General features: G+C 42.3%; 26 protein-coding genes and 1 other annotated feature. Of the genes, 17 read left to right on the top strand and 9 right to left on the bottom strand.

Features of this window, described 5'->3' with window-relative positions:
- The first annotated feature begins 4 nt into the window (after positions 1 to 4).
- The 3 genes from argF to AR335_RS01135 all read left to right on the top strand — a co-directional run bounded on the left by argF (position 5) and on the right by AR335_RS01135 (position 1663).
- Complete coding sequence (gene argF / locus AR335_RS01125; protein ID WP_369795789.1) at positions 5 to 940, top strand: ornithine carbamoyltransferase; 936 nt, start codon at positions 5 to 7, stop codon at positions 938 to 940.
- 55 nt (positions 941 to 995) lie between these two features.
- Positions 996 to 1397 (top strand): hypothetical protein, encoded by a 402-nt coding sequence (locus AR335_RS01130; RefSeq protein ID WP_062231367.1) that lies wholly within the window; start codon positions 996 to 998, stop codon positions 1395 to 1397.
- Between the two features lie 86 nt (positions 1398 to 1483).
- Positions 1484 to 1663 carry a YjzC family protein gene (locus AR335_RS01135; protein WP_062231369.1) on the top strand — a complete coding sequence of 60 codons (180 nt, stop codon included), beginning with the start codon at positions 1484 to 1486 and terminating at the stop codon, positions 1661 to 1663.
- Positions 1664 to 1774: 111 nt separating this feature from the next.
- Here AR335_RS01135 and AR335_RS01140 read toward each other — a convergent pair whose 3' ends face one another.
- Together AR335_RS01140 and AR335_RS01145 are read right to left on the bottom strand one after the other, a co-directional pair.
- On the bottom strand, positions 1775 to 2947 hold the full coding sequence (locus AR335_RS01140) for a M20 family metallopeptidase (protein ID WP_062231371.1): 1173 nt from the start codon (positions 2945 to 2947) through the stop codon (positions 1775 to 1777).
- 70 nt (positions 2948 to 3017) lie between these two features.
- On the bottom strand, positions 3018 to 3200 hold the full coding sequence (locus AR335_RS01145; RefSeq protein WP_053354773.1) for a YjzD family protein: 183 nt from the start codon (positions 3198 to 3200) through the stop codon (positions 3018 to 3020).
- Positions 3201 to 3371: 171 nt separating this feature from the next.
- On the opposite strand from AR335_RS01145, the gene AR335_RS01150 reads away from it, so the two are divergent.
- The 4 genes from AR335_RS01150 to AR335_RS01165 all read left to right on the top strand — a co-directional run bounded on the left by AR335_RS01150 (position 3372) and on the right by AR335_RS01165 (position 6362).
- On the top strand, positions 3372 to 4112 hold the full coding sequence (locus tag AR335_RS01150) for a hypothetical protein (protein WP_062231372.1): 741 nt from the start codon (positions 3372 to 3374) through the stop codon (positions 4110 to 4112).
- Positions 4113 to 4211: 99 nt separating this feature from the next.
- Entirely contained in the window at positions 4212 to 5114 is a 903-nt protein-coding gene (locus AR335_RS01155; protein ID WP_062231374.1) for an NAD-dependent epimerase/dehydratase family protein, read from the top strand.
- Between the two features lie 91 nt (positions 5115 to 5205).
- Positions 5206 to 6192, top strand: a complete 987-nt coding sequence (locus tag AR335_RS01160; protein ID WP_062231377.1) for a BMP family ABC transporter substrate-binding protein — start codon at positions 5206 to 5208, stop codon at positions 6190 to 6192.
- The gene (locus tag AR335_RS01165; protein ID WP_053354769.1) at positions 6189 to 6362 is read left to right on the top strand and encodes a ComZ family protein; all 174 of its coding nucleotides are present in this window, start codon (positions 6189 to 6191) and stop codon (positions 6360 to 6362) included. The genes AR335_RS01160 and AR335_RS01165 overlap by 4 nt, the downstream gene beginning before the upstream one ends.
- A gap of 37 nt (positions 6363 to 6399) precedes the next feature.
- Here the strand turns inward: AR335_RS01165 and AR335_RS22815 are convergent, their stop codons facing one another.
- Positions 6400 to 6687 carry a YppG family protein gene (locus tag AR335_RS22815; RefSeq protein WP_082683303.1) on the bottom strand — a complete coding sequence of 96 codons (288 nt, stop codon included), beginning with the start codon at positions 6685 to 6687 and terminating at the stop codon, positions 6400 to 6402.
- A gap of 195 nt (positions 6688 to 6882) precedes the next feature.
- On the opposite strand from AR335_RS22815, the gene AR335_RS01175 reads away from it, so the two are divergent.
- The 3 genes from AR335_RS01175 to AR335_RS01185 all read left to right on the top strand — a co-directional run bounded on the left by AR335_RS01175 (position 6883) and on the right by AR335_RS01185 (position 10059).
- The gene (locus AR335_RS01175; RefSeq protein ID WP_053354767.1) at positions 6883 to 7815 is read left to right on the top strand and encodes a beta-ketoacyl-ACP synthase III; all 933 of its coding nucleotides are present in this window, start codon (positions 6883 to 6885) and stop codon (positions 7813 to 7815) included.
- Positions 7816 to 7851: 36 nt separating this feature from the next.
- Positions 7852 to 9090, top strand: coding sequence for a beta-ketoacyl-ACP synthase II (fabF, locus tag AR335_RS01180; protein ID WP_062231382.1), 1239 nt, complete (start codon positions 7852 to 7854; stop codon positions 9088 to 9090).
- A 222-nt stretch (positions 9091 to 9312) separates the two neighbouring features.
- A complete protein-coding gene (locus AR335_RS01185; protein ID WP_053354765.1) occupies positions 9313 to 10059 on the top strand; it encodes a YjbA family protein in 747 nt (248 codons plus the stop codon).
- Here the strand turns inward: AR335_RS01185 and AR335_RS23460 are convergent.
- From AR335_RS23460 to AR335_RS01195, 3 genes are all read right to left on the bottom strand, one after another.
- A complete protein-coding gene (locus AR335_RS23460; protein WP_156418815.1) occupies positions 9994 to 10290 on the bottom strand; it encodes a hypothetical protein in 297 nt (98 codons plus the stop codon). The genes AR335_RS01185 and AR335_RS23460 overlap by 66 nt on opposite strands.
- 214 nt (positions 10291 to 10504) lie before the next feature.
- Positions 10505 to 11494 carry a tryptophan--tRNA ligase gene (gene trpS / locus AR335_RS01190; protein ID WP_053358293.1) on the bottom strand — a complete coding sequence of 330 codons (990 nt, stop codon included), beginning with the start codon at positions 11492 to 11494 and terminating at the stop codon, positions 10505 to 10507.
- A gap of 57 nt (positions 11495 to 11551) precedes the next feature.
- Positions 11552 to 11782 (bottom strand) — a binding site (T-box leader).
- Between the two features lie 27 nt (positions 11783 to 11809).
- Positions 11810 to 12178: a DUF3899 domain-containing protein gene (locus AR335_RS01195; RefSeq protein WP_062231385.1), complete on the bottom strand. Its 369-nt coding sequence runs from the start codon at positions 12176 to 12178 to the stop codon at positions 11810 to 11812.
- A gap of 418 nt (positions 12179 to 12596) precedes the next feature.
- Between AR335_RS01195 and AR335_RS01200 the strand changes: the two genes are divergently transcribed.
- The 6 genes from AR335_RS01200 to AR335_RS01225 all read left to right on the top strand — a co-directional run bounded on the left by AR335_RS01200 (position 12597) and on the right by AR335_RS01225 (position 19402).
- Entirely contained in the window at positions 12597 to 14285 is a 1689-nt protein-coding gene (locus AR335_RS01200; protein ID WP_062231387.1) for a peptide ABC transporter substrate-binding protein, read from the top strand.
- Positions 14286 to 14481: 196 nt separating this feature from the next.
- Positions 14482 to 15411: an oligopeptide ABC transporter permease gene (gene opp3b / locus AR335_RS01205; protein WP_053354762.1), complete on the top strand. Its 930-nt coding sequence runs from the start codon at positions 14482 to 14484 to the stop codon at positions 15409 to 15411.
- A gap of 5 nt (positions 15412 to 15416) precedes the next feature.
- Positions 15417 to 16430, top strand: coding sequence for an oligopeptide ABC transporter permease (gene opp3C, locus AR335_RS01210; protein WP_062232514.1), 1014 nt, complete (start codon positions 15417 to 15419; stop codon positions 16428 to 16430).
- An 11-nt stretch (positions 16431 to 16441) separates the two neighbouring features.
- Positions 16442 to 17461 carry an ABC transporter ATP-binding protein gene (locus tag AR335_RS01215; RefSeq protein WP_053354761.1) on the top strand — a complete coding sequence of 340 codons (1020 nt, stop codon included), beginning with the start codon at positions 16442 to 16444 and terminating at the stop codon, positions 17459 to 17461.
- Positions 17461 to 18462 (top strand): ABC transporter ATP-binding protein, encoded by a 1002-nt coding sequence (locus AR335_RS01220; RefSeq protein WP_062231389.1) that lies wholly within the window; start codon positions 17461 to 17463, stop codon positions 18460 to 18462. The genes AR335_RS01215 and AR335_RS01220 overlap by 1 nt, the downstream gene beginning before the upstream one ends.
- An 88-nt stretch (positions 18463 to 18550) precedes the next feature.
- Positions 18551 to 19402 (top strand): DegV family protein, encoded by an 852-nt coding sequence (locus AR335_RS01225; protein ID WP_062231391.1) that lies wholly within the window; start codon positions 18551 to 18553, stop codon positions 19400 to 19402.
- 33 nt (positions 19403 to 19435) lie between these two features.
- Here AR335_RS01225 and AR335_RS01230 read toward each other — a convergent pair whose 3' ends face one another.
- Positions 19436 to 19972 carry an HD domain-containing protein gene (locus tag AR335_RS01230; protein WP_062231393.1) on the bottom strand — a complete coding sequence of 179 codons (537 nt, stop codon included), beginning with the start codon at positions 19970 to 19972 and terminating at the stop codon, positions 19436 to 19438.
- A gap of 145 nt (positions 19973 to 20117) precedes the next feature.
- On the opposite strand from AR335_RS01230, the gene AR335_RS23465 reads away from it, so the two are divergent.
- The gene (locus tag AR335_RS23465; protein WP_156418816.1) at positions 20118 to 20264 is read left to right on the top strand and encodes a hypothetical protein; all 147 of its coding nucleotides are present in this window, start codon (positions 20118 to 20120) and stop codon (positions 20262 to 20264) included.
- Positions 20265 to 20476: 212 nt separating this feature from the next.
- Here AR335_RS23465 and AR335_RS01235 read toward each other — a convergent pair whose 3' ends face one another.
- Both AR335_RS01235 and AR335_RS01240 read right to left on the bottom strand, forming a co-directional pair.
- Positions 20477 to 22231: a UbiD family decarboxylase gene (locus AR335_RS01235; RefSeq protein WP_062231395.1), complete on the bottom strand. Its 1755-nt coding sequence runs from the start codon at positions 22229 to 22231 to the stop codon at positions 20477 to 20479.
- Positions 22232 to 22305: 74 nt separating this feature from the next.
- Positions 22306 to 22491 (bottom strand): hypothetical protein, encoded by a 186-nt coding sequence (locus AR335_RS01240; RefSeq protein WP_062231396.1) that lies wholly within the window; start codon positions 22489 to 22491, stop codon positions 22306 to 22308.
- Positions 22492 to 22537 lie beyond the last annotated feature (46 nt).

Genomic DNA, 22537 nt, shown 5'->3' on the forward strand with positions numbered 1-22537 from the left:
TCCGATGGCATCCATTGCGGAAACGTCACTCAAAGGCAAGGACCTGTTAACCCTGGCGGACTGGAAGGCGGATGAAATACAACAAATCCTTCACTATGCCCTTCAGCTGAAAAAAGAAAACCAGCCAAAACACCTGTTGGCAGGAAAAACCCTAGGAATGATCTTTGAAAAATCATCGACCAGAACCAGAGTCTCGTTTGAAGTCGGCATGCTTCAGTTGGGTGGGCATGCTCTGCACCTAAGTTCCCGTGACATTCAAATGGGAAGAGGAGAATCGATCGCCGACACCGCTAAAGTGCTGTCAAGGTATCTTGATGGAATTATGATCAGAACATTTAACCATGAGATTGTTGAAGAACTTGCTCTGCATGCAGATATTCCTGTAATCAACGGATTGACCGATGATTATCATCCATGCCAAGTACTTGCTGATCTCATGACCATTCTTGAATATAAATCCGCTTTTGCAGGAAAAAAATTAACGTATATTGGGGACGGAAACAACATGGCCCATTCCTTAATGATCGGCTCGGCTAAAGTGGGACTGGACTGTACCATTGTGACTCCGAAGAATTATAAGCCGAAAGCGGAGATTGTAAGTAAAGCGCAGGAAATTGCAAAAGAATCGGGTGCGAAGATTCTTGTGACCAATGATTTAAAAGAAGGCATACAACATGCCGATATCGTGTATACCGATGTATGGGCAAGCATGGGCTGGGAAGACGAAACCAATGAGCGTCTCAAAGCTTTCAAAGATTATCAAGTAAACAGCGAATCTTTATCAGGCGCAAATCCAGATTATATTTTCATGCATTGCCTGCCTGCACACCGAGGGGAAGAAGTGACAGGTGAAATAATAGATGGAAATCATTCCGTTGTCTTTGAGGAAGCAGAAAACCGTCTGCATGTTCAAAAAGCACTGCTTGCATCAGTCATGTAAGGGGATGAACACATTGGGGCTGGGTGAATAACATGTGTTAGTAAGGAGGTGCCCCATGTTTAATAACCAGAATCCTTATTATGCTCAACAGCAAGGTTTCCAGCCGCAAGGCTACCAGCAACCGCAACCGGGCTTTCAGCAGCAAGGCTTCCCGCCGAATCCTCAAATGTTCAAAAAGATGCAGAAGCTGTGCCGGAAAAACATTCAGCGATTTGTTTCGGTAACCATGCTCGATGGCAGTGTATACGATGGATTTATTGAATTCATGGACGGACAGAATATTTATTTTGCTTCTCCAATCATCGATGAGGGGCAGGACAGTGAAAGAGAGAACAACGAAACCGAATACGATTATCCATATTACGGGTTTTCGCAGCCTGTAAGAAGCTATGAAATTGAACGGTTTATCATCCCGGTATCCAACCTGGCGAACGTCACGCCTGTTCCATATTACTAATTTCTGAGCCAGCCATTATTGGTTGGTTTTTTTGTGTGTTTTTGGGAATAGTAATCAACGAAAATGTAAAAAGGAGTGTGGAAACATTGGGTCAGAATCATCAATTTAAACATGGGCAAAAGGCTCCAAACAATGGCATCTATGTAGAAATCGGCGAAACCGGAAGCATGGTCAACGATCCGCAAGAGGTCCAGCTTAGTACGGGGGATCCCTTTCCGAAAAATTCAAATCATAACCGTGTTTGGACGTATAAACGAAAGCCTTGATTCTGCTGAAAAAAGAGATTGGCGCGTAAATTGCCGGGATCGGCGAGTAAAAAGCTAAGATCGGCGCGTAAATCATCCTGATTGGCGCGTAAAAGAAAAAAGGACCTGGTATCAGGTCCTTTTTTCGCGGTTTTCGAATTCTTCTTTGACAGTCTTTAGAAGCTGTGGATTCGTCAGGAGGTCATAGCCGGTTAGTGCAAGTGATTTTGCACCGATGAGCATTCCATCATAGCCCTTTTCTGAATTGGCTGCAGTGCAAAATTCTCTCGTATGGAGATTATGAAAGGCATCCGTAATCTTAATATACGGGTGGATCGCTGGTATAACCTGGCTCACATTACCTAAATCGAGTGATCCATGGTCATTCCCTGTTTCAATTTCTTCGAGCGGAATGCAGAGTGAAACGAGATTTTTTGTAAACGCATCTGACATGGATTCATTCGTAAGCAGGTTGGCGTAGCCGAGTTCATAATGTGAGGCTTCCCATTCACAGCCCGAACTCATAGCTGCTCCTGCAGCACAGTCTTTTACTCTTCTCACCAGGTCTGGCAATTGTTCAACAGTGGACGCACGCACATAGAATTTAGCTTGTGTTCGATCCGGAATTACATTGGGTACGGTACCGCCCTGCGTGATTACTCCATGGATGCGGACATCTGGGGTGACCTGCTGTCGGAGAGCATTCACATTGTTAAACAATGAAATGACAGCATCCAGAGCATTGATTCCTTCATGAGGTGAAGCAGCAGCATGCGCGGATTTGCCCTTAAAGTCAAATTGCAGAGCTTCCATCGCCATACTCGATCCGCTTCGTTCAAAGGCTTTGTATGGATGGCACATGAGAGCAGCATCTGCACGGTCAAAGTATCCTTTATCGGTAAGGTGAACCTTGGCTCCTCCAGTTTCTTCTGCAGGCGTTCCATATACAAGTACTTTTCCTCCGGTCTCGGCGAGCACACGGCTAAGTGCAATTCCGGCAGCCGTACTCATCGTACCAATCAAATTATGGCCGCAAGCGTGGTCAATTTCCGGAAGTGCATCATATTCTGCAAGAAAGCTGATGGAAGGTCCGGATTGCCCGCTGTCATAAACAGCAATAAATGCCGTTTCCATTCCCTCGATATTCTGTTCAACCTCAAAACCAAATGATCTTAATGTGCCGATGAGTTTATTAGATGACTGATATTCATTATAGCCAAGCTCGGGATGCTCCCAAATATAGCGGGCAACTTCTTTAAATAAGTCAAAATTGTCATCCAGGAAAGCGGTAATGGATTCTTTCATTCGATAACCTCCAGATACGTCCTTATTATGAAAAAAAGCCCTTCACGGATGTGATGGGCTGCTATTTTGGTTATTCTGCAGTTTCTGCTTCATTTGGAAGTACAGCACCGATGATCATGATAAATACGGCAAAGATCACGCCAAATGTTGTAGCTTTTGCGAAGTCGTATGCTCCGCCCTGCATGGAAGCCAGTACATAAAATGCCATGTTGCTTAAAAGTAATGACCAGATTAACGTCCAGAAATAGCGCATTTAGTTCACCTCAGCTTTATGTAAACGAGTTCTTCTCTTGATATAGTAACAAAAAATCAATGTTTTGTCTTTAAATGTTTTAGGAAATCCGGCAAGAATAGGCATATCCCTTTTCCTCTTTCACAGAACAGACATAGAATAAGTAAGAAAACTTTGGATGAGGGGAGAAAAGTGAGTATCGAAGAGAGATCATTCAGCTTAGATGGACAATGGAATACAATACATCTTCCTGAACAGCCAAACGGTTTTGCTGTCATGGTATTTGGAGACTGCAATCATTTTGTTGATAATCATACAAGTTTATGGAAACAGAACACTGACCGGTTCATGCTCATCCGTACTCTGATGGAAATGGGATACACCGTTTTTTACTCTCATCTATACGGACGCAACTGGGGGAACCCAGAGGCTGTAAATCTTGCGAGAAGAGTTTACCGATATGTTCTGAAATATGAAATTCTAAATCCGAAGATTCATATCCTGGCAGAAGGAATGGGTGCTCTAACCGCACTCGATTTTATCAATGATATGGAAGGATACATCCGGTCTGCCATTTTTATCAACCCCTGCCTGGATCTTAAGGGGCATTTTCAGCAGGAAAAGCAAAACAAATTATTTTTGAAGCGAATCCGCAAAGAAATCAGCCAGGCTTACGGAATAAAAAACGAACAGATCGATGGATTTCTAGATAAAGAAATTTCTCGGTTCAACCTGAAAAGCAATGTACCGATTAAAATTTTTCATGATGCGGCAGGTTCGGTTTATCCTTTCAAAGTGCATAGCCGGCCCTTTGAATCCTCTTGCCTTGAAAAAGGTTTCTCTGTTTCGCTGACCATACAGATGCCGGGTAAAAGTGCAGAACGGTATACTTCCATCCCTTATTTTTACAGCCGCTTTGAGACCATCCTGTGACTTTATTGTTGCAGGTTTTTTTATGTGCTTTTCTTAAGATGCATACTCCTTAAGTTGAAAAATACGATATAGAGAAGGATAAAGAACGGAGGATTGTTCATGAAACGAGCACTCGTTACAGGAGCAGCAGGTTTTATTGGCTCCCACTTATGTACCAAACTTTTAGAGGATGATGTGGAGGTCATAGGAATCGATGGCTCCCAATCAACCGAAAAATTAGATTATATTGGAAGAAACGCAAACTTTGAACTCATTAATCAACGAATCGAACAGGCGGACCTGATGAAGATTATGCAAAAGGTCGATGTGGTTTTCCATCTTGCCTGTGGGATTCAGCCAAATGAACAATGGAGTGATATTGAAGATAGAGTAAAGGACCATGTTCATTGTATGCGGCTGTTAGCTGAATCAATAGACAGCCGAAAAACGAAATTCATCTTTTCCTCTTCTTATGATGTGTATGGAAAAAAAACAGGTGAAGTTACAGAGAACTCTGCAGCGAATCCGGAGACATTGTACGGATTGATTAAACTCACAGAAGAGAATTATATTCGGATGGCTGCTGCAAAAAAGCATTTTTCATACGTCATTCTAAGATTCCCAACAGTATATGGCCCTTGGCAGCCTGAGGGGATGACTTTTCAGCAGATCATCAGCGCAGACGAAGGAGAACGTGATGTTATGACGGTAAAAAAAGATTCTGTCACAGAGGATGCGATCTACGTTGAAGATGCCGTCAGAGCCTTATGTATGGCTGCAGAAAACGAAAGCAGAAATGCGATATATAATATAGTCAGCGGAACAAGCGGAGAATGGCGCAAAGGATTAAAACTCCTATCTATAAAAGAAGATGAAATTCCAAAAGAAAAGCGAAACATGGTGGTTGTAGGAGAAAAGGCGGCTAAAGAACTTGGATTCAGCTCAGATGTTAAAATCGAAGAAGGTTTGAAAAAGCAGATTCAGCATAGCAAGGAAAGGCTCAAAAATAGGTTTAAGGCATAAAAAGGGAAAATATGTTTTCCCTTTTTTTATTTATTCTTTATACTATTAAAGGGGATATCCGGCAAGCGAGGAAATGGAGTGAACGTCCAAAATGCAGATTAAAACATTGCTCCTGGCAGCTTGTATACTGTTAGGTCTCACAGGATGCCAGGAAAAATCTTCACAGAACCTTCAAAACACGGGACTCCTGATTCAGGATACAATCAATGATCAGGGCTGGGGTGACAAGGGGTATAAAGGGCTTTTAAAGATTCAGGATACATATGGGAATGAAGTTTTTTATAAAGAAAAAATAGAAACAAAAAGCCAGGTGCTTAAAGCGGTAAAAGAGTTTCAGAAGAAAAAGGTTAACCTCGTTTTTGGCCATGGTAAGATTTATGCTGATATCTTTGATCAGATCAGCAGTGATTTTCCCAAGATGCACTTTGTGAGCTTTAATGGAAAAGTACATGGCAAAAATGTGACGAGCATTCATTTTAATTCATATGGAATGGGTTTTTTCGCTGGAATGGCAGCAGCCAAAATGAGCCGCACCAACCATCTTGGAGTAATTGCCGCCCAGGATTGGCAGCCTGAAATAGATGGCTTTATAGAGGGTGCTCGTTACCAAAAGCCCAAGATTAAAGTGGATAAGAATGTGGTACACAGCTGGAGCGATGAACAGAAGGCTATCAGCACATTCCGTAAGATGGAAGCTTCCGGGGCAGATGTCTTCTATCCTGCAGGTGACGGATTTACCATCCCTGTTATTGAAGAAGTGAAAAAGAAAGCACTCTACGCGGTAGGCTATGTATCTGACCAATCGGATCTCGGCCGCGCTACAGTACTGACTAGTACGGTGCAAAATGTTGAATATGTGTATGGATTTGTCGCTGACAAGTTTAATGAAGGCGATCTGAAATCCGGGAATCTGCAATATGGATTTAAGGAGAAAGCCATTTCTCTGGGCAGGTTCAGCCCGCAAGTGCCTGCTTCTTTTGAAAAGAAGATAAAGCAGGAAATTGACGAATACAAAAAATCCGGAAAGCTCCCCAACGGAAAAGTAATGAAAGAACATGTATTGGAGGAAGAACAATGAATCAAGAACTCAATATGAAATTCATGCAAATTGCCATGAAGCATCTGCCAGAAGGAAAAGAGCTTTTGGAGAAAAAAGGAATGGAATTATCCATGGAGGATATCCAGCCTATGTTGAATCTTCTCCTTAAAGTAATGAACGATGCTTATGAGCTCGGAAAACAGGATTAAGAAATCGGAAAAAGGAGCCAACTCTGTGTTGGCTCTTTTATTTTTTCCTAAAGGCATTAAAGAGCGGTGAGACCTGCTGTGCTACTTTAACGGTCTGATCAATAACAGCCATCAGCTTGTTATAATCAAACGCCCCATCGTTCGTCCGGAATGCACTTAATAAGGGATTGGGTCGCTGAAAGGGCTGGCGGTAAGCCATAGGTATAAAGGGCGGCTCACTTGGAGGCTGTTCTCTTGTTTGCCGCGGTGGAGGAAATGGGCTTCTTGCATGCATCAGCGGCCTTGGATGCCTTGGTGAAGGAGGCCCATAGCGAGGCGAATTCAAATGTACCACTCCTTATTTTCAGACTGATTACCTCTCTCTCTAGGATATGCCCTGATTTGAAGTTGGTATCTTGTACCGGAAATCTCGGTACTGGACAAAAAACAAAAAATATCTTACATTAGTACCAGGTCTTAAAAATTGATACTAAGTTAGCTGGCGAACAAAATATAAAAAATAAACCAAAGGGGTAATGACATGAATGCTGGAATACTGGGTTTAGGTGCTTATGTCCCTGAGAAAGTGTTAACAAATTTCGATTTGGAAAAAATGGTAGATACAAGTGATGAATGGATTCGTACTCGAACAGGAATTGAAGAACGCAGAATAGCATCTGACGATATCAATACATCACACATGTCTGAAAATGCTGCACGAGAGGCGCTTAAAAACGCTGATATGAATGCAGAGGACATTGATCTGATTGTTGTGGCTACCGTCACTCCTGACAGGCCTTTTCCTTCCGTTGCTTGTATGATCCAGGATCGGCTGGGAGCGGTTAATGCTGTTGCTATGGATATAAGTGCAGCCTGCTCTGGGTTCATGTATGGAATGGTGATCGCTAAACAATTCATTGAATCGGGAACCTACAAAAATGTTTTGGTAGTCGGAGCTGAAAAATTGTCCAGAATTACAGACTGGAATGACAGAAATACAGCAGTGCTGTTTGGTGACGGAGCAGGTGCTGCTGTAATGTCGACAGTTTCTGAAGGCAGAGGGATCCTTTCCTTTGAACTGGGTTCAGACGGCAGAGGAGCGAAACACCTTTATCAGGACAAATATCTTTATATGAACGGCCGGGAAGTGTTTAAATTTGCTGTCCGCCAAATGGGTGAATCATCCATGAACGTTGTTGAAAAAGCTGGATTGACTAAGGATGATGTAGATTACCTTATTCCGCATCAAGCCAACATCCGGATCATGGAAGCAGCTCGGCAGCGGCTTGATCTACCGAAAGAAAAAATGGCAGTAACCGTAAATAAATATGGAAATACTTCATCAGCATCTATTCCTATGGCTATTTCTGATGCCTTAAAAAATGGTAAAATAAAAGATGATGATCTGCTAGTACTCGTTGGATTTGGAGGCGGCCTTACATGGGGTGCAGTTGCACTTCGGTGGGGAAGATAATAGCTAACTATTCTTCAAAGGAGAGTTGAATTAAAAATGAAAAGACGCGTAGTAATTACAGGAATGGGAGCCGTTTCTCCCCTTGGAAATAGTGTAGAAGAAACATGGAACCGAATCGTTGCAGGTGAATCTGGTGTTGGCCCGCTAACACGCAGGGACCGGGATAAATTCCCGGTAAAAGTAGCTGCAGAAGCTACAGAATTTGATCCCCAGGAATTCATGGACCGCAAAGAAGCAAGAAAAATGGACCGTTTTACTCAATTTGCAGTAGCTGCCTCTAAAATGGCAGTGGAAGATGCAGAGCTTGACATTACAGATGAGATCGCACCGCGTGTAGGGGTGTGGATCGGTTCTGGAATCGGCGGAATGGATACGCATGAAGAACAATTCCGTGTTTTTGAGAAAAAAGGCTACAGAAGGGTCAGCCCGTTCTTTGTACCGATGATGATTCCGGATATGGCAGCAGGACAGGTTTCCATTATTCTTGGAGCAAAAGGTATGAACTCCTGTACGGTAACGGCTTGTGCATCAGGTGCAAACTCCATTGGTGACGCGTTTAAAGTGATTCAGCGCGGAGATGCGGATGCGATGATCTGCGGAGGAACTGAGGCACCGATCACAGATATGGCATTGGCTGGTTTTTGCCAAGCTGGAGCACTCTCCTACAATGAGGATCCTGCAACAGCCAGCCGTCCATTTGATGCGAACCGCAGCGGTTTCGTCATTGGTGAAGGTGCAGGTATTCTTGTCCTTGAAGATCTTGAGTTTGCAAAAAAACGCGGAGCGAAAATTTACGCGGAAATCGTAGGCTATGCAGGCACCGGTGATGCCCATCACATTACAGCCCCGGCTCCAGGAGGAGAAGGCGGAGTCAGAGCCATGACACAAGCTGTTGAAGACAGCGGTCTTGCATTAGAAGAAATTGATTACATCAATGCTCATGGAACAAGCACAGATTATAATGATAAGTTTGAAACGATGGCGATCAAAGAAGTATTTGGAGAGCATGCTTATAAAGTGGCTGTCAGTTCAACAAAATCAATGACAGGGCATCTTTTAGGCGCGGCAGGTGGAATTGAAGCGATTTTCTCAGTAAAATCCATTCAAAACAGTATCATTCCTCCTACCATTAACTATGAAACAGCGGATCCGGAGTGTGATCTGGATTACGTGCCGAATGAAGCAAGAAAAGCAGAAGTTAACGCTGTGCTCAGCAACTCTTTAGGCTTCGGCGGCCATAACGCAACACTTATCTTTAAAAAATACAGTGAGTAGTACAAAATCTTGGTTGATTTTTTCAACCAAGATTTTTGTTTGTGTACAAAATGATGGTTGATTTTTTCAGCCAAGATATTTGTTTGTAATACAAAACCCTGGTTGATTCTATTAACCAGGGTTTTGTGTTCTTTTCGGGATTTTTCTTCCCATGCCATAGAATAAATTGGACAACCTCTGACTATACTGTTTTTAACAAAACGGTTAAGCGAGGGGTTGCAGATGTTATATTTACGAGATGTTTGGGTGAATTGGTTCGAAGGTGAAGAAAATGGCTATAACGTTTGTGAGTTCCATGAGTGGAGAAAGGATGACTTTATTGAATTGCTCGATCAAGTTCCAATCGTGAAAATGGATTCTTCACTCTTTCATTATATTGAAAATGAACTTAGCGATCTTCCAGATTCCCTTTTAGAGGAAGTACACCAAAAAGCATACGTAAGAAAAAACAACCAGAGAGTGCAGCTTGATCATTGTTTTATCATAACGGATGAGAAGAAAACGATGGTGATTGACACGATGGGCTATCGTATCCCGATACGAAAGAGCAGACTGATTCCGAGACAGGAACAGCTCGTCTATGAAATGGCGGAACAAATGGAGACCGCAACTTACACGTTCAAACCAGAAATCAAAGAAAAAGAGCATCATATCCTATCACCGGAACCGATTATCATGAGAGGGCTCACAAGAAAAGAAAGACAGTTAAAGCAGCTCTTGTTCATGGTGCTGGATCAGCTTCATACAACTAAAAATGTTGCGGAAGTGCGTTATTGGTATACGGAGTGGATGCCTGAGAATTACATGGCCATTCAGCGAATGGAATTTGAAGAAGCATGGGCAGCACTTTATTCTGAAATTAAAGACGGCTGGAGCGACCAGCATTATGCAATCTGTGAACGATTAGTAAAAGGGCAGCCTTACTTTGAAAAGATATGGGAACTTGAGAACGGGACACACGTAAACTGACCATGAAGCAATAAGGGGCTGTCCTGAAAGTCGAAAATTGACCTTCAGGCAGCTCCTTTGCCGTGAAAAATCTTCAATGAAAAGTTGATTGGAGTGCAAGGTGCGAGACTCCTGCGGGACTAGCGTGACAGGTGAGACTCCCGCAGGCGCTTGCGCCAAAAAGTAGGCGTTCACGCCGGTAAGGCTCACCGCACGCCCCGCGGAAAGCGAGCAGCCTGGAGCGGAGATCAAAAGCTATCAGACTTCTTGGACAGCCCCTTATTATGATCTTCAGGATTGAAGCCAGGGGTGGAGTTATGTGAATACTCATTTCGAGTAACGCTCAATTAAATCAAGATTCGGATTAAATCCCTAAATTAACAACTGCTTTTCCGCAAGATTCAAACTTCAAAAAACACATAGAAACCCCCACTTAAAGTGGAGGTTTCTTCACGTGTTCCGGGTTTTACACTCGTTTTCTGGCCAAGCCCATTGCACGCTCTGCTTTATTCAGCATTTTGTTTGCTGCCCGGTTGGCTTTTTCTGCCCCTTGGTCAAGGATTTGATCAAGTTCATCAGATTCGATGAGGCTGAAATACCGGTCTTGAATCGGTTGTAAACGTTCAATGATCGCTTTAGCTGTGCCTTCTTTAAAATCTCCGTAACCTTTTCCTTCATATTTGGTCTCCAACTCGGAAATGGACTCTCCAGAACAAAGAGAGTAGATTGTCAAGAGATTTGAGATTCCTGGCTTATTCTCTTTATCAAACCTAACGATACCTTCTGAATCAGTTGTCGCACGCTTGATCTTTTTTGTGATGACCGCTTCATTATCTAAAATAGAGATGAAGGCATTCACGTTCGGGTCTGATTTACTCATTTTTTTAACCGGATCAACGAGGGACATGATTCTCGCACCGACTTTGGGAATTCGAGGCTCAGGAATCGTAAAGATCTCACGGTACTTTTTATTAAAACGTTCTGCAAGATCTCTTGTAAGCTCAATGTGCTGTTTCTGATCATCCCCAACAGGAACTAGTTCAGTTCCATACAGCAGGATATCAGCAGCCATCAGCGGCGGGTATGTCAGCAACCCTGCAGAAACAGCATCTTTTCCTTTGGATTTGTCTTTAAATTGAGTCATACGTTCAAGTTCTCCAATATAAGCGATACACTGTAATATCCATCCCATCTTCGTATGAGCAGGAACCTCAGACTGAATGAATAGTGTAGACTTCTCCGGGTCAATTCCAACAGCCAGGTATAGGGCGGCAAGGCTGCGGCTGTTCTTTTTCAGCTGGACCGGGTCTTGCGGAACTGTAATTGCATGCTGGTTTACCACACAGAAGTAACAGTGGTTATCTTCCTGATAGTTTACAAAGTGCTGCAGTGCTCCTAAATAGTTACCAAGTGTGATCGTACCGCTTGGCTGTATGCCTGAAAATATAGTTGCCATAAAATATCCTTCTCCTTTTACTTCAAAATCAATACAAAAAGGCCCATCCATCCCATTAAAAGGGACGAATGGACCGCGGTGCCACCCTTACTTATTCATAAAGAATCTCTCAAAGCCGTACTGTCATACGGTGACCATTCTATCGTGCGGACAAACACGCCTGTTCCTACTGTAAGTTCAGACAGGAGCTCAAAAGCCCATTCCATGCTTATTCACTGCCTGTTTACACCAAACACAGGCTCTCTGAGAGCTTCAAAAACATGTACTTTTCTTTATCATCGCCAAGATCATTCAATTAAAATAAGTATAGTAAATTTAAGACAGAATTGCAACCAGGCTAGAGACCACAAACAGAAAAAGACCCGAAGAGAGGAGCGGAAAAACAAATTCTCCTGATACTCTTTCTGAAAGATAGAAGTTCGATTCGGTTTCATGGCTGCTTGCATACTCTGCAGACTTAGAGAAACTCTTCATAACTTTTTTCAGTGTCCTGGAAAACAGATCGAATAATCCTCCCCTGATGACAAAAAGGGTTAAGCCAATTAAAAGGAGGGCGAGGGAAACCATGAAAAGGTTGTTCACTAAATGAATGAGGTGGATCTTTTTTTCAGAGACAAGCTCTATAATGAGCGAAAGTATTATGGATCCCGCGGTTAATAACAATGAGGAAGTCAAGCGTGACATCAAATTTCTCCTATCTGAAAAATTCAAGTTTGTTTTATACATTTTAACATGAAAATTCACGAATGGAGTAATACTTTTTACCTAGTAAATCCCCCTGTCGATCTTCTTGAAGTGAGCTTTTTGATTCAAAACAGCGGGAGAGCGAAAAAAATATGGGGTAATAAAGGAGGATATATCACCAAACATTCTGGAAATTACTGTCTTAAAAACAGAAAGAAAACGACGGACAATAATAGGTCTTTATTCCTATTTTTTGTTAATAAAACGTAAATATTATGGGCTTTTTGTAAAAGTCGTAAAAAAAAGTATATGCATAATAGTTAGAAAACTTGTATAATACGGTTGTGGGCAAAATGTCTGATAATTCACGAAGCTTTGGTCCACTAATTAGGTAAACAGAAAAAGGGGAGGTCAATTCATGAAGAAGTCAAAATGGTCGTTACTTCTAACGATCGTGCTCGTATTGAGCGTCTTTCTTTCTGCGTGTAGCGGAAAGAGCGGTAAAGATGACAAAGCAAATGGCAATGCATCTGAAGGTAATGGTAGTTCATCTAAAGAAAAGGTGCTTAACCTGTTAGACTCATCAGAAATTCCGTACCTTGATAACATCATGGCGGATGACTCTGTATCTCTAAACGTTGCGAATAACGTTTACGAAGGTCTTTACACTTTAGATGACAAAGATCAGCCAGTCCTTTCTGGTGCTGCTGAAGAGCCGCAAGAAAAAGACGGCGGTAAAACATGGGTATTCAAACTTCGTGATGACGCTGTTTGGAGCAACGGTGAAAAAGTAACAGCAAATGATTATGTATTTGCTTGGAGAAAAGCTGTAGCGAAAGAAACAGCTACTCAATACTCTTTCATTTATCAAGTAGCAGGTATCCTGAATGCAGATAAAATACTTAACCCTGAAGACAAAATGTACAACAAAACGGATCAGCTTGGTGTTAAAGCAATTGATGACAAAACTTTAGAAATTAAATTTGCAGCTGACCCTGCATCAAAACCTTACACTAAAGCGGTTCTTTCATTCCCTACTTTCTATCCGCAAAATGAAGCTTTCGTTAAAAAACAAGGCAAAGAGTTTGCTCTTGAAGCAGACAAAGCGCTTTATAACGGCCCTTACACTCTTTCTAAATGGGAGCATGAAAAAGGCTGGCAGTTGAAAAAGAACCCTAAATATTGGGACAAGAACAACGTAAAAGTTGACACAATCAACGTAAACGTAGTTAAAGAAGAAGCAACTCGCATCAACCTGTTTGAAACTGGAAAAGCAGACCGTACTACCATTTCTGCTGAGTACGTGGATCAATACAAAGACAAGAAAGATATTTTCAGTACTGTTCCTGAATCAACATTATTCTTCTTGCGTATGAACCAAAAGAACAAAGCGTTGGCTAATGAAAACATCCGTCACGCACTAGATATGGGCTGGGACAAAAAACAGCTTACTGACGTTCTTTTAAACAATGGATCTGTTCCTGCTTACTTCCTAGTTCCTTCTAAGTTCGTTAACGGTCCAGATGGATCTGACTTCCGTGAGAAGTATGGCGACCTTAATAAAGGCGATGCTAAAAAGGCAAAAGAATATTGGGAAAAAGGCTTGAAAGAGCTTGGAACAAAGAAAGTAGATCTTACTCTACTTAACTATGACAGCGATACAGCACAAAAAGATGCGCAGTTCATCAAAAACCAACTTGAGAAAAACCTTCCTGGTCTATCTCTAAAAATTAAGCCACAACCATTCAAACAAAAACTTAAGCTTGAAGAGAAACTTGATTACGATATCTCTTATGCTGGTTGGGGACCTGACTATCCAGATCCAATGACATTCGTAGATATGTTCGTAACTAATAGTCCTCATAACGAAATGGCTTACTCAAACAAAAAGTATGACGACCTAATCAAAAAAGCTTCATCTGAAACAGATCTTAAAAAGCGTTGGACTATGATGCAAGACGCTGAAAAAATCTTGATTCAGGATGATGCAGCAATCAGCCCGATGTACCAACGTGGTCTTGCTTACATCACTAAGCCAAACCTTAAAAACGTAGTAAACCACTCATTTGGCGGAGATTTCAGCTATAAAAACTGGGATGTTAAGTAAAAAATAATATTAAATGGTTAAATAGCTATACGCGGAGAGTATATGTCAGTAAGCCATATACTCTCCTTTTAACTGCAAAATTCTCACTAGTTGAAATTTGTCGAACTTTCAAATAAAACTATTGTAGGATATTGTAATCTCAACTATTATAGATATATAGGTATATAGCTGGGGTTTATTATTAGGAGGTGCAATAGTGGTTCGTTTTGTACTCAAACGCATGGTTTACATGTTGATCACACTATTTATTATTTCTTCATTTACGTTTTTCTTAATGAAGCTGCTGCCAGGTTCTCCGTTTAACAACGAGGAAAAATTGACAGCAGAGCAAAAAGTTATCTTGAATGAAAAATACGGGCTGAATGATCCGATTCCTGTACAGTACTTTAACTATATGAGCAATCTCGTAAAAGGGGACGCGGGTGTTTCCTTCCAGTATGACAACCGGCCTGTATCCACTATGATTACAGAGAGAATTGGGCCTTCTGCTGTTCTGGGTGTTGAAGCAACTATTTTTGGAACGATTATCGGATTGATCCTAGGAATTGCCGCTGCATTAAAGCAAAATTCGGCGATTGATTACGTTTCTTCACTATTTGCTGTATTAGGGATATCCATTCCTTCATTTGTATTTGCCGGTGTTCTTCAATATTACGTGGGAGTTAAGCTAGATTGGCTGCCCGTAGCCCTTTGGGATGGTCCGAAATATCATGTTCTGCCAGCACTTTCGTTATCGGTTTTTGTAATAGCAACAGTTGCGAGGTTCATGAGAACGGAAATGCTAGAAGTGTTGGGACAAGATTATATTACAACTGCTAAATCCAAAGGTTTAAAAAATATTGTTGTTATTTGGAAACACACGATTAGAAATGCAATGATTCCGGTAGTAACTATTTTAGGGCCTCTTGCCATCAACCTGATCACAGGTACGCTGATCATCGAACGAATTTTTGCAGTGCCTGGCCTGGGATACCAATTCGTAGGTTCGATCACACTTAATGATTATCCGGTAATTATGGCAACTACCATTTTTTATAGTGTATGTTTCATTGTAGTCATTTTAATTGTTGACATTTTGTACGGAATTATTGACCCGAGAATCAGGGTTGCAGGAGGCAAGGAATAATGAGCATGCGTGAAAAACAACTTAACAATGATTTGTTCCAGCCTGCGGTGATCTCTGCGGAAGCTTCTGAAAAAATAACGAAAGAGAGCACTTCCTTTTGGCAGGATGCCAGAAGACGTTTGTTTGAAAACAAGGGAGCTGTTGCTGGGCTTATCATCATCGTAGCTATTCTCCTTTTTGCCTTTTTAGGTCCAGTTATGAGTCATAACGGCTTTGATGATCAAGACACAAGCAGAACCAATTTGCCGCCGCGTATTCCTTTACTTGAAAAGGTAAGCTTCCTTGGTGTTGATGGTGTGGACATCCGAGGCGTCGATCAGTATAAAATGAAAAACCAGACAAAAAATTACTACTGGTTTGGAACGGACGCTCTGGGCCGGGATCAGTTCGTAAGAATATGGAAAGGGACACAGATTTCTCTTTACATCGCATTCTTAGCTGCAGCCATTGACATGATTATTGGTGTAGCTTATGGAGCCATTTCAGGTTTCTTTGGCGGACGAACGGATAATATTATGCAGAGGATTATTGAGATCGTAGTCGGTATCCCCAACTTAATCGTCATTATCCTTTTCATTCTAATTCTTGATCCAGGTATTTTATCCATCACAATGGCATTGGTTATTACAGGCTGGACAACAATGGCCCGTATTGTACGCGGACAGATCTTAAAATTGAAAAACCAGGAATTTGTAATGGCATCAAAATCATTGGGGGCAACAAGTTCCCGTATTTTGACAAAGCACATGTTCCCGAATATTTTGGGTGCGATCATCATTACATCCATGTTTACTATTCCTAACGCTATTTTCTTTGAAGCATTCCTAAGCTTTATCGGACTTGGACTTGCTCCTCCAACAGCTTCTCTAGGGTCATTAGTAAACGAAGGATTTAAATCATTACAGATCTATCCTCACCTAGTAATGTACCCGGCTGTCATTATCTCGTTGATCATGATCAGCTTTAACCTATTGGGTGACGGATTACGTGATGCTCTGGATCCTAAGATGCGTAAATAGGGGGAGAAAATATGAAGAATATATTAGAACTTAACAATCTTAATGTCTCCTTTCATACATTTGCAGGAGAAGTAAAAGCGGTTCGCGGGGTAAGTCTGCATCTTGAAAAGGGTGAGTCCCTTGCGATAGTAGGAGAATCCGGATCAGGTAAATCTGTTACTTCGAAAGCAATCATGCGATTATTGCCTGAAAAAACGAGTGAGATTAAGGAAGGCCAAATCTTTTTTGAAGGAAAAGATCTAGTGAAGCTCTCCAACCGCGAGATGGAGAAAATCCGTGGTTCTGAGATTTCTATGATTTTCCAGGATCCGATGACTTCCCTAAACCCGACGATGACAGTCGGGAAGCAAATCATGGAAGGTCTTCGCAAGCATCAGAACTTGTCTAAGAGCGAAGCGAAAGAAAGAGCAATCAATCTCTTAAAGCTTGTAGGAATTCCAAATCCGGAACTCCGCATTACAGAATATCCTCACCAATTCTCTGGTGGGATGAGACAGCGTGTGGTCATCGCCATCGCGCTTGCGTGTAACCCAAAAGTATTAATCGCCGATGAGCCAACAACGGCACTTGATGTTACGATTCAGGCACAGATCCTTGATTTAATGAGAGATCTGCAGCAAAAGACCGGAACAGCTATTATTCTGATTACCCATGATCTTGGTGTAGTAGCCAATCTTTCACAAAGGGTCGCGGTAATGTACGGTGGAACGATTGTTGAAACAGGTACAACGGATGAAGTGTTCTACAATCCTAAACATCCTTACACTTGGGGATTACTATCCTCCATGCCAAAGTTAAACACGAACGACAAAGAATTGCTGGCGATTCCTGGTACGCCGCCAAACTTGCTTAATCCGCCGAAAGGCTGCCCGTTTGCTGCACGCTGCCCTTATGCGATGCAGGTTTGTGTGGACCATATGCCGGATGCCTCAGACGTTACTTCAACTCATAAATCGGCTTGCTGGCTGCTGGATGAGCGTGCGCCTAAGGTAGAACCGCCTGAAGCTGCATTAGTAGGAGGTGCCCGTTAATGGCAGTTGTAGAAAGAGAGAAGTTATTAGAAGTCAAGAACCTGAAAAAGCATTTTAGAGTTGGCAAGAATGCTGTGTTAAAAGCAGTTGACGATGTTAGCTTTGATATATATAAAGGTGAAACACTCGGACTTGTTGGAGAATCCGGCTGCGGAAAATCTACGACTGGAAGAACGATTATTCGTCTATACGATGCTACAGACGGCAATGTCGCCTATGAAGGTGTTGATGTTCATGGCAAAAAGTCCGGTAAAGAATTAAAATCCTTTAACCGCAAGATGCAAATGATCTTCCAGGATCCCTATGCATCCTTAAATCCAAGGATGACGATCAAAGATATTATTGCCGAGGGAATAGATATCCACGGTCTGGCAAAGAACGACAAGGAACGTATGGAGCGTGTTTACGAGCTTCTTGAAACGGTAGGGCTGAACCGTGCACATGCCAGCCGTTACCCGCATGAATTCTCAGGCGGACAGCGTCAGCGTATCGGTATTGCCCGTGCCCTTGCAGTGGATCCTGATTTTATCATCGCTGACGAACCGATCTCAGCGTTGGACGTATCCATTCAGGCGCAGGTTGTAAACCTGCTTATGAAACTCCAAAAAGAACGCGGACTAACGTATTTATTCATCGCCCATGATCTTTCCATGGTTAAACATATTTCCGACCGCGTGGGTGTTATGTATCTTGGAAACATAGTTGAGCTTGCAGACAGTGATGAGCTTTATGAAGAGCCTCTGCATCCGTATACTCAAGCGCTTCTTTCAGCCATACCTGTTCCGGATCCTGAAGTAGAACGAAGCCGCGAGCGAATCATTCTTGAAGGTGATATTCCGAGCCCAATCAGCCCGCCAAGCGGATGCCGTTTCCGTACGCGCTGTCCGCATGCCATGGATGTTTGCGCAAGTACAGTTCCTAAATGGCAGGAAGCAAGAGAAGGCCACTGGGTAGCTTGCCATCTTTATGACAATGAATTGAACAAAGAGAATAAACAGTAACAAATGACGCGATCTCCTGTATATCAGGAGGTCGTTTTATGATATGTTTAAGGAGGGTTATAAGGATTATTTGAAACGAGGTAATTGAATGAATATCACTTTTATTCTGGATAGTGCAAGCGACTACTGTGTAGATCATCATACATTATCCGTCCCATTTGTCATTGTTCCGCTTAATATTACTTTTAAAGACGGTCATTTTTTAGATGGGGTCGATATCAGTATGGATGAATTTTACGAGCGGATGGCAAGAGAGGAGAATCTTCCTAAGACAAGCCAGCCATCTCCACAGGCTTTCTATAATGCTTTTCATTCTGAACTTGAAAAAGGAAACGAGCTGATTTATCTAGGACTTTCATCAAACCTGAGCGGTACTGTGCAAAGTGCCGGAATCGCGAAAGGAATGCTAGATGAAGCCGTCCAGCATAAAGTGCATATTATCGATACAGGAACAGCTTCTGCAGGAATTCATGTATTGCTAAAAGAAGCGGAAAAACTTGTTCAGCAAGGCAAGAGTGCTGAAGAAATAGTAGCATCCATCAATGAGAAAAAAGAAACGGTTTTGGCTTATGTACTATTGGAAACGCTGGAAAATGTGAAAAAGGGCGGCAGGATATCTGCTGTTCAGGGAGCCATTGCTGACTTTCTGAATATAAAACCCCTTCTTTCCGTACAGGACGGAATCGTTGAAACGGTTGGAAAGTACAGAGGGAAGAAAAAAGGATTAATGAAACTGAAAGAATTGCTGCAGGAATGGAAGCAAAAGCATCCTGAAAAAGAGCTTTTTATTATTCATAGTCTTCCTTCCAAAGAAGAAGTAATTAAGGAGTTTGGTGAACTGTTTACATTCTCTGCGTTTAAATCGATCTCGTTCACCCGATTTGGCAGTACGATTGGTACGTATGCAAGCCAAAACGCGATCGGGTTCATCTTTCATTAATATATAAATAAAAACACTCCGTATGGATATGATCTATACGGAGTGTTTTAGGTTTTGTGTCTCATAATGAGCATCCACCAATCGGTCCAGATTTTTAATTCGGTTAAGTGCCGTACTTTTATCCAGTTTTCGATAATGATGCAAACCGCCAGGCTCCTCATCTGCTTCGTCGGCAAGCGCAACTACACGCTGTAGCGGCAGAAGCTGAAGCTGTCCTTCCGGCAGATAAGAATCAGTGTGCAAAAGAATGGCTAACGCAATCTCTTTTGCTTTCCTTGGATCTTCTCCCAGCTCAATGAGCAGTTTATGCGCTCTTTCAGCACCTTTAATGGCATGAATGTCATTTTCTTTATAAAGGGAGTAATCCCATTGGCCGTTTGTATACCAAGTATAGTGGCCGACATCATGAAGAAGTGCAGCTTTTGTTGCGAGATCCGGGTTGACGCCATGCTCTTTAGCGAGTGAAAACGCATGGTATGCTGTTGAGATCGCATGCACAAGGCCAGAACGGTCCAAGTATTTCTGAGCATATGGATGAAGAAATATATCGGTTAATGTCACGTTTCTCATCAATTTTTCTCCTTTCTGCAAACTCCTCGAACAGGCAGGATACGAGGGATGCTAAAAATGTATATTGTTAAATACTATACCACCGTTTTGCCTCTTAATCAATAAAATAAAACAAAAAGGGGCTGTCCAAGAAGTCTGTAAGCTGTTGATTTCCGTTCCAGGCTGCTCGCTTTCCGCGGGGCGTGCGGTGAGCCTTACCGGCGTGAACGCCTACTTTTTGGTGCAAGCACCGGCGGGAGTCTCACCTGTCACGCTAGTCCAGCAGGAGTCTCGCATCTTCCACTTCAATTAACTTTTCATTGAAGATTTTTCAAGCCAAAAAGGGGCTGCCTGAAGGTCAATTTTCGACTTTCAGGACAGCCCCTTTCCATTAACTTTGTTAAAGCATATTGTTGACTTTCAATCATATTGGGCATCGCATACTGATCATTAAAAGAGATCCTCAAGTCTTTTTCTTCAATCACACCCCACCAAAACAACACATGAACTAACAGAGCTTTTCCATTAAAAATATTCCTTCCAGCGCTTTGAAACCAATTGGTCAATATCTGGCCGTGTTTCAACCGTTTCGGGATAAAAAGGCTTCATTCTTGCATCGATAATGACTGGTCCGCTGTATTTAATTTTATTTCGTACAACCTCACATTTGGCGTAAAGATCATATGCTGGATCAAAACGCGTAAAGGTTGTCCATAAAAATTGGGATTGAGATGAGGCGATGGAGGCATCGTCCACTAAAAACACCAGCTGCCATTTATTAAGCTGCTGTTCGCCAGCTTGAAGCAGTTTTTCACCAAATTCGGGTTCTTCTTCAAATGTTGGTCCAGAGACACATAAACAGCCTCCGCAATACGCCTGGACGTCATGAATTCCTGGAATGGTTCCACCTTCATATACTCTTTTCAGTTCTCGTACGGGCACTCCAAGCCCTGTCATGATCGCTTTGCTGCCGGTGTTGAATTTTCGTCCTGTATAATCCAGGGTATCCATTGATGTATCATGCAGGATCAGCAAATCACGCTCAGGCAGGAATCTCTCTAACACCGCTTCGAGAAGCTGGGAGAAATCCTGAAGATCCACTTCCTTATTGGTTACCATAAGAAATTTAGTTAATGTAAGCTGACCCTCACCCATGATTCTTAAAGCATGTGCGAGCCCTTCCTTATAATAGGATTCTCGGACAACTGCACCTGCAAGGGCGTGAAAGCCTGTCTCTGCATAGGTCCACAATTGTTTAACACCATTCATGACAACCGGGAACAGAGGGCTCATCAGCCGCTGAAGATATTCACCGATAAAGTAGTCTTCTTGTCTTGGCTTTCCAACCACTGTTGCGGGGTAGATGGCGTCTTTTCGTTTCCACATATGGTTCACATTGAATACAGGGAAGTCGTGTGCCCATGAATAATAGCCGTAATGGTCACCAAAAGGCCCCTCGGGTTCCCTGATATGTGGTGGAACAACTCCTCCAAATGCAAACTCTGCTTCAGCGATCAGCGGATGGGAATAACCCGGCGCATGTGTAAGGTTTAGCTTGTCTCCCATCAGCATAGAGGAAAACATAAGCTCCGGAACTGCTTCAGGGAGCGGAGCAATTGCGCTGATCATTAGGGAAGGAGGCCCGCCAAGGAATAATGTTACAGGAAGCTCCTCGTTTTTTTGTTCAGCGGCAAAGTGGTGGAAGCCGCCCCCTTTATGAATTTGCCAGTGGATGCCGGTTTTTTTTTCTTCTTTAATCTCGATTCTATACATTCCAAGATTGTGCTCGTGTTTATCAGGATGTTCGGTGTAAACAAGAGGGAGCGTAACAAACGGGTTACTGTCCATATGCCAGCCGGTTAAAGCAGGAAGCTTCTTCATGTTCACGTCAGCTGTGTAGGTTTCCATGATTGGAGCTTTTGCCGGTTTTACAGTTCTTGTGCCAATTTTCAGTACGTCTTTGATCATCCCTTTTTTTCCCCACAGTTTTGAAGCAGAAGGAGGGAGAAGGTCATCAATTGATGCGACCAGCTGCTTAACAAGAGCTTCCGGTTTAGGGCCGAACGCCATATCTACACGGCGGATTGTTCCGAATAGATTGGTTACAACAGGGATATCACTGCCTTTAACATTCGTAAAAAGCAGGGCTGGCCCCTGTTCATCGATGACCCTTCGGTGAATTTCTGGGATTTCAAGGTATGGATCAACCTCGGCTTTTATTTCAATAATTTCATTTTCTTTTTTTAACTGCTGAATAAACGTTCGTAAATTGATATGCATGAATCTCCACCTCTAGTATGTATAATCTTCTTTTATCTTCACAAAAAAACAACTTCTCGTAAAGTAGAAGTTGTTTACCGGTTTCTTCTTTGTACGTTACTCCAATTGGACTGAAAAGATTTAGAGTGGTCTACGAATTTAAAAACAGATCTTCCGCCGAATACTTTAAGTGAGAACCAATGTGCGAGTATACCCATAAAAGCAGTCAATCCGATGACAAAAACAGCGAGCAGGAGTAAATCACGGAAAAACATCACCATCTAATCCCTCCATTGAAAAGGCATACATTTCCTCTTTATTGTATAA

It is taken from the genome of Fictibacillus sp. FJAT-27399 (assembly GCF_001510655.1).
Taxonomy (GTDB): Bacteria; Bacillota; Bacilli; order Bacillales; family Fictibacillaceae; genus Fictibacillus_C; species Fictibacillus_C marinisediminis.

What these genes read in the sequence shown, in the direction of transcription:
- argF (WP_369795789.1), top strand. Translation starts at nt 5, where the DNA reads ATGGCATCCATTGCGGAAACGTCACTCAAAGGCAAGGACCTGTTAACC.
- AR335_RS01130 (WP_062231367.1), top strand. Translation starts at nt 996, where the DNA reads ATGTTTAATAACCAGAATCCTTATTATGCTCAACAGCAAGGTTTCCAG.
- AR335_RS01140 (WP_062231371.1), bottom strand. Translation starts at nt 2,947, where the DNA reads ATGAAAGAATCCATTACCGCTTTCCTGGATGACAATTTTGACTTATTT.
- AR335_RS01145 (WP_053354773.1), bottom strand. Translation starts at nt 3,200, where the DNA reads ATGCGCTATTTCTGGACGTTAATCTGGTCATTACTTTTAAGCAACATG.
- AR335_RS01155 (WP_062231374.1), top strand. Translation starts at nt 4,212, where the DNA reads ATGAAACGAGCACTCGTTACAGGAGCAGCAGGTTTTATTGGCTCCCAC.
- AR335_RS01160 (WP_062231377.1), top strand. Translation starts at nt 5,206, where the DNA reads ATGCAGATTAAAACATTGCTCCTGGCAGCTTGTATACTGTTAGGTCTC.
- AR335_RS01165 (WP_053354769.1), top strand. Translation starts at nt 6,189, where the DNA reads ATGAATCAAGAACTCAATATGAAATTCATGCAAATTGCCATGAAGCAT.
- AR335_RS01175 (WP_053354767.1), top strand. Translation starts at nt 6,883, where the DNA reads ATGAATGCTGGAATACTGGGTTTAGGTGCTTATGTCCCTGAGAAAGTG.
- fabF (WP_062231382.1), top strand. Translation starts at nt 7,852, where the DNA reads ATGAAAAGACGCGTAGTAATTACAGGAATGGGAGCCGTTTCTCCCCTT.
- AR335_RS01185 (WP_053354765.1), top strand. Translation starts at nt 9,313, where the DNA reads ATGTTATATTTACGAGATGTTTGGGTGAATTGGTTCGAAGGTGAAGAA.
- trpS (WP_053358293.1), bottom strand. Translation starts at nt 11,494, where the DNA reads ATGGCAACTATATTTTCAGGCATACAGCCAAGCGGTACGATCACACTT.
- AR335_RS01195 (WP_062231385.1), bottom strand. Translation starts at nt 12,178, where the DNA reads ATGTCACGCTTGACTTCCTCATTGTTATTAACCGCGGGATCCATAATA.
- AR335_RS01200 (WP_062231387.1), top strand. Translation starts at nt 12,597, where the DNA reads ATGAAGAAGTCAAAATGGTCGTTACTTCTAACGATCGTGCTCGTATTG.
- opp3C (WP_062232514.1), top strand. Translation starts at nt 15,417, where the DNA reads ATGCGTGAAAAACAACTTAACAATGATTTGTTCCAGCCTGCGGTGATC.
- AR335_RS01215 (WP_053354761.1), top strand. Translation starts at nt 16,442, where the DNA reads ATGAAGAATATATTAGAACTTAACAATCTTAATGTCTCCTTTCATACA.
- AR335_RS01220 (WP_062231389.1), top strand. Translation starts at nt 17,461, where the DNA reads ATGGCAGTTGTAGAAAGAGAGAAGTTATTAGAAGTCAAGAACCTGAAA.
- AR335_RS01225 (WP_062231391.1), top strand. Translation starts at nt 18,551, where the DNA reads ATGAATATCACTTTTATTCTGGATAGTGCAAGCGACTACTGTGTAGAT.
- AR335_RS01230 (WP_062231393.1), bottom strand. Translation starts at nt 19,972, where the DNA reads ATGAGAAACGTGACATTAACCGATATATTTCTTCATCCATATGCTCAG.
- AR335_RS01235 (WP_062231395.1), bottom strand. Translation starts at nt 22,231, where the DNA reads ATGCATATCAATTTACGAACGTTTATTCAGCAGTTAAAAAAAGAAAAT.
- AR335_RS01240 (WP_062231396.1), bottom strand. Translation starts at nt 22,491, where the DNA reads ATGGTGATGTTTTTCCGTGATTTACTCCTGCTCGCTGTTTTTGTCATC.